Source organism: Candidatus Erwinia dacicola (assembly GCF_001756855.1).
GTDB classification, from domain to species: domain Bacteria; phylum Pseudomonadota; class Gammaproteobacteria; order Enterobacterales; family Enterobacteriaceae; genus Erwinia; species Erwinia dacicola.
On the sequence record NZ_MAYS01000421.1, the window covers coordinates 1 to 4,977 of the forward strand.

At 56.5% G+C, this 4,977-nt stretch carries 3 protein-coding genes and 1 pseudogene; all 4 read left to right on the forward strand.

What is annotated here, in order from left to right; translation table 11 throughout:
• Nucleotides 1-338 precede the first annotated feature (338 nt).
• Nucleotides 339-1,472 carry a fused PTS fructose transporter subunit IIA/HPr protein gene (gene fruB / locus BBW68_RS11495; RefSeq protein WP_070135469.1) on the forward strand — a complete coding sequence of 378 codons (1,134 nt, stop codon included), beginning with the start codon at nucleotides 339-341 and terminating at the stop codon, nucleotides 1,470-1,472.
• Nucleotides 1,469-2,407: a 1-phosphofructokinase gene (fruK, locus tag BBW68_RS11500; protein WP_070135470.1), complete on the forward strand. Its 939-nt coding sequence runs from the start codon at nucleotides 1,469-1,471 to the stop codon at nucleotides 2,405-2,407. The genes fruB and fruK overlap by 4 nt, the downstream gene beginning before the upstream one ends.
• 16 nt (nucleotides 2,408-2,423) lie before the next feature.
• Nucleotides 2,424-4,118 (forward strand): PTS fructose transporter subunit IIBC, encoded by a 1,695-nt coding sequence (fruA, locus tag BBW68_RS11505; RefSeq protein WP_070135471.1) that lies wholly within the window; start codon nucleotides 2,424-2,426, stop codon nucleotides 4,116-4,118.
• Between the two features lie 133 nt (nucleotides 4,119-4,251).
• Nucleotides 4,252-4,713, forward strand: a pseudogene (locus tag BBW68_RS11510) (oxidoreductase); the annotation flags it as partial.
• Nucleotides 4,714-4,977 lie beyond the last annotated feature (264 nt).

Below are 4,977 nucleotides of genomic sequence, written 5' to 3' on the forward strand. Positions count from 1 at the left end.
AGTCTTTGAAAAATAAGACCTTTCAATAACACGAAAGGCTAACTCATCAATATCTTTGCAACAGTGCCCTTTTTTGCACAATAAAGCCCTTTGCCGTCTGGCTTCAGCAGGCTTTCAGCTATTTGAGTTAGGGGGCGCTTTTTTCCGAAAAACCTTGATGAAATGTGCGGGACATCAAAAATCTGCTACGCCGTTCACAGTAAAATTTGCAACGAATCCGCGAACGGGACCAAACTCCTTGAAACGTTTCAGCGTTTTCGCTTTAGGCTGTTATCCGGGTGATGGCGCTTTTTTGTCAAATTAGATGAAACGATTCAAATGCAGCAGCGAGGAGAACCATGTTCCAGTTAGAACTCAACGCCATCAAGCTTGGTGCCCCGGCTGGTGACAAACAAAATGCCATTTGTCAGGTTGCTGCCGCGCTGACCGCAGCAGGTAACGTGGGCGAAGGCTACGTAAACGGCATGCTGGCGCGTGAACAGCAGACCTCTACCTATCTGGGTAACGGCATCGCTATTCCGCACGGTACCACCGATACCCGCGACTTGGTGCTGAAAACCGGCGTGCAGGTATTCCAGTTCCCGCAGGGCATTGCTTGGGGTGACGATCAGATCGCCTATGTGGTGATCGGCATTGCGGCGAAGTCTGACGAGCACCTAGCGCTGCTGCGCCAGCTGATGCACGTACTGAGCGATGACAGCGTAACGGAACAGCTGAAAACGGTCGACTCCACCGAGACTTTTCGCAGCATCCTGATGGGTGAGAAGCTGGCCGCCGAATTCAAATTTGATACCTCGCTGATTGCCACCGATGTTGCGACCTGCGATCTGATGACCCTGCAGGCGCTGAACGCCGGGCGTTTACAGCAGGCGGGCGCGGTTGATGCCTCATTCTTGACCTGCGTGATTGCCGGTAAGCCGCTGAACCTCGGGCAGGGCGTCTGGCTGAGCGACAGCACCAGCGGTAACCTCGCCAGCGCCGTGGCGATTTGCCGCGCTGCGGCCCCGTTTGATGTTAATGGTGAAACTGCACAACTGCTGATCACCGTATCCGTCGCCGATGACCAGTCGTTAACCGTACTGAACTATTTAAGCGACCTGCTGATCCAGCAGAAAGCCGATTGCCTGTTAAGCGCCGATGCCGCCGGGATCCTCGCGCTGTTGACCAGCGAAGTTTCCGGGCAGGCAGACGTGCTGACCGAAGAGTTCAGCATTCGGAATGAACATGGCCTGCATGCCCGTCCGAGCACCACGCTGGTCGGCGTGATCAAGCAGTTCAACTGTGATGTCACCGTGACTAACCTCGACGGCAGCGGCAAGCCCGCTAACAGCCGCAGCCTGATGAAAGTTGTGGCGCTGGGCGTAAAAAAAGGCCACCGCCTGCGCTTTACCGCCAGCGGTGAAGATGCCCGCGCCGCGCTGGATGCAATTGGTGCTGCTATCGCTTCCGGCCTAGGTGAGGGGGCAGCATGAGCAGACGCGTAGCGACCATCACCCTCAACCCGGCCTATGACCTAGTAGGGTACGTGCCGGAAGTTGAACGCGGTGAAGTCAACCTAGTAAAAACCACCGGGCTGCACGCGGCAGGCAAGGGCATCAACGTAGCCAAAGTGCTGAAGGATCTTGGCATCGACGTCACCGTTGGCGGCTTCCTCGGCAAAGAGAATCAGGACGGCTTCCAGCACCTGTTTAACGACCTTGGCATCGCCAACCGCTTTCAGGTGGTGGAAGGGTGCACGCGTATCAACGTCAAGCTGACTGAAAAAGACGGCGACGTGACCGACCTGAACTTCTCCGGTTCTGAAGTCACCGTTCAGGACTGGGACTGCTTCACCGCCGACTCGCTGACTTGGCTGGGTCAGTTCGACATGGTCTGTGTCAGCGGCAGTCTGCCAGAAGGCGTCGATCCGGATGCGTTCACCGAGTGGATGACGCAGCTGCGCACCCACTGCCCGTGCATCATTTTTGACAGCAGCCGTGAGGCGCTAGTCGCTGGCCTGAAAGCTGCGCCGTGGCTGATTAAGCCTAATCGCCGCGAGCTGGAAATCTGGGCCGGGCGCAAACTCCCGACATTACAAGATGTGATTGAAGCAGCACATGCGCTGCGTGAGCGGAGTATCGCACACGTGGTGATCTCTCTCGGTGCCGAAGGGGCGCTTTGGGTGAATGCTTCAGGCGAATGGATTGCAAAACCACCTGCCTGTGAAGTTGTAAGCACCGTGGGTGCCGGTGATTCAATGGTTGGCGGGCTGATCTACGGCCTGCTGATGCGCGAATCCAGCGAGCACACACTGCGTCTTGCAACGGCAGTGGCGGCGATGGCCGTCAGTCAGAGCAATGTGGGCGTTACCGATCGTACCCAGTTGGCCGCGATGATGGCGCGTGTCGACCTACAACCTTACAACTAACAGCAGGAGAAACCTAATGAAAACGCTGCTGATAATTGATTCTTCGCTGGGACTGGCAACGGGCTATCTGGCAAAAAACATCACTACTGCGGCTGCTGAAAAAGCCGGTCTGACGCTGACGGATAACCCCGCAGAAGCGGACCAAGTTATTGTTGTAGGTAAAAATATTCCGGCGGACAGCACACTGAACGGTAAAGCCATCTATCTGGCAGATATCGCGCAGCTGCTGCGCGAGCCTGCACAAGTGCTAGCGAAAGCGCAGACTGACGCCCAGCCGTACACGGCTCCAGTGGTGAGCGCGGCAGCAGCACCTGCTGCTGCCGTCAGCAAAGGGCTAAAACGCATCGTGGCCGTCACCGCTTGCCCGACCGGCGTGGCGCACACCTTTATGGCTGCGGAAGCCATCAACACCGAAGCGAAAAAGCGCGGCTGGTGGGTGAAGGTTGAAACCCGTGGTTCAGTGGGCGCGGGTAACGCAATCACTGCTGAAGAAGTGGCAGAGGCTGACCTAGTGATCGTGGCGGCAGATATCGAAGTGGACTTGGCAAAGTTTGCAGGTAAGCCGATGTACCGCACCTCTACAGGACTTACGCTAAAGAAAACCGCACAGGAACTGGATAAAGCCGTGGCAGAAGCCAAGCCTTACGAGCCGCAGGGCGGTCACTTTTCTGCTACGGGAGATAAGAAAAAGAAGGCCGGTGCCTATCGTCACCTGCTGACCGGCGTCTCCTACATGCTGCCGATGGTGGTCGCAGGTGGTCTGAGCATCGCGCTTTCGTTTGCCCTTGGTATTACCGCGTTTAAAGAGCAGGGTACGCTGGCTGCGGCGCTGATGCAGATCGGTGGCGGCAGTGCCTTCGTCCTGATGGTGCCCGTGCTGGCAGGCTTTATTGCCTTCTCGATTGCCGACCGTCCGGGTCTGACCCCGGGTCTGATTGGCGGGATGATCGCCACCAGCATTAACGCCGGCTTCCTTGGCGGTATTATCGCCGGTTTCATTGCCGGCTATGCCGCGAAGCTCCTCAGCTTGAAGGTGAAACTGCCGACCAGTATGGAAGCGCTGAAGCCGATCCTGATCATTCCGCTGGTTGCCAGTCTGATCACCGGTCTGCTGATGATCTACGTCGTGGGCACGCGGGTTGCGGGCATTATGTCCGGTTTGACCGCGTGGCTGGCGAACCTAGGTACCGCCAACGCGGTAGTGCTGGGTGCGATTCTCGGCGGCATGATGTGTACCGATATGGGCGGCCCGGTGAACAAAGTGGCCTATGCGTTCGGCGTTGGGCTGCTAAGCTCGCAAACCTACGCACCTATGGCAGCGATTATGGCCGCCGGTATGGTTCCACCGCTGGCGATGGGGCTGGCGCCGCTGGTTGCGCGTAAGAAGTTCAACAAGAGTCAGCAGGAAGGCGGCAAAGCGGCTCTGGTACTGGGACTGTGCTTTATTTCTGAAGGTGCGATTCCGTTTGCGGCGCGTGACCCGATGCGCGTTCTGCCTTGCTGCATCATCGGTGGTGCGGTAACGGGTGCGATGTCGATGGCGATTGGTGCCAAACTGATGGCGCCACACGGCGGTCTGTTTGTACTGCTGATCCCAAGCGCGATTACCCCGGTGCTGGGCTACCTCGCGGCCATTATCGTCGGTACGCTGATTGCTGGCCTAGCTTACGCGGTGCTCAAGCGCCCGGAAGCAGAAGCACTGGAAGTATAATCTTTGCCAACGGGCCGATCGAAAAAAATGATCGACCACTACACTTTCAGGAATAGGACTGTTGTAGGGGCGGACTTTCCTTTTCGGTCCGCGCGGTCCGCAAGTAAATGGTCGTATAGGCGGAGGATCCGGAATGAACCGCCAGCGATCCAGCGCAGGGTTTATGGTGACGGAAGGTACGCAAATTGAACCGCGCTGCCAGGGATATTCGTGGACCCTATGTGTATCCGCAGCGCAGCGCAGATTGCCGGCTGGAAAAAAGTGACTGAACCGGTACATCAGGAAGGCGGCACGATTTTCTGCCAGCTCTGGCATGTGGGGTGCGTTTTGCATAATGAACTTCAGCCGGGCAGGCAGCCACCCGTTGCAGCTGATAACGTCAGGGTGTTTATTGAAACCTCGCCCGGGGCCGGAATATTGACGGCACCTAGCGCGCCACGCGAGCTGACTACCGCAGAATTGAAAGATATTAGAACTTTATCGAATCGCCGCTGAGAATGCGAAAACTGCGGGTTTCGACGGCGTCGGATTACATTCCGCCAACGGTGATCGAGTCTGTCAAGGTGGTGTAAATTCACTTACTGCCTTCCGGTCCGGTAATGGGCCTGTTATGCGCTGAGTGGCAACGCGTCGATTACGTCGTCTTCAGCAGTGTGGTCTATCTCCGCCATGGTGTGCTGAGGCAGGTGGCGGTTCTGTAGCAGCCATTTTTCGTTCATGGTTAGGAGATTGAATCGCCTCTTCTGAGAGCGCCCAACCATGAATGTCAGAACGAACTATCCCTTTGATGCGGCGGTCGTGCGTAGGTTTAAGTATGAAAATGCAGTTTTTGTCGTGTTTTTAACCGGAAAGCCATTTT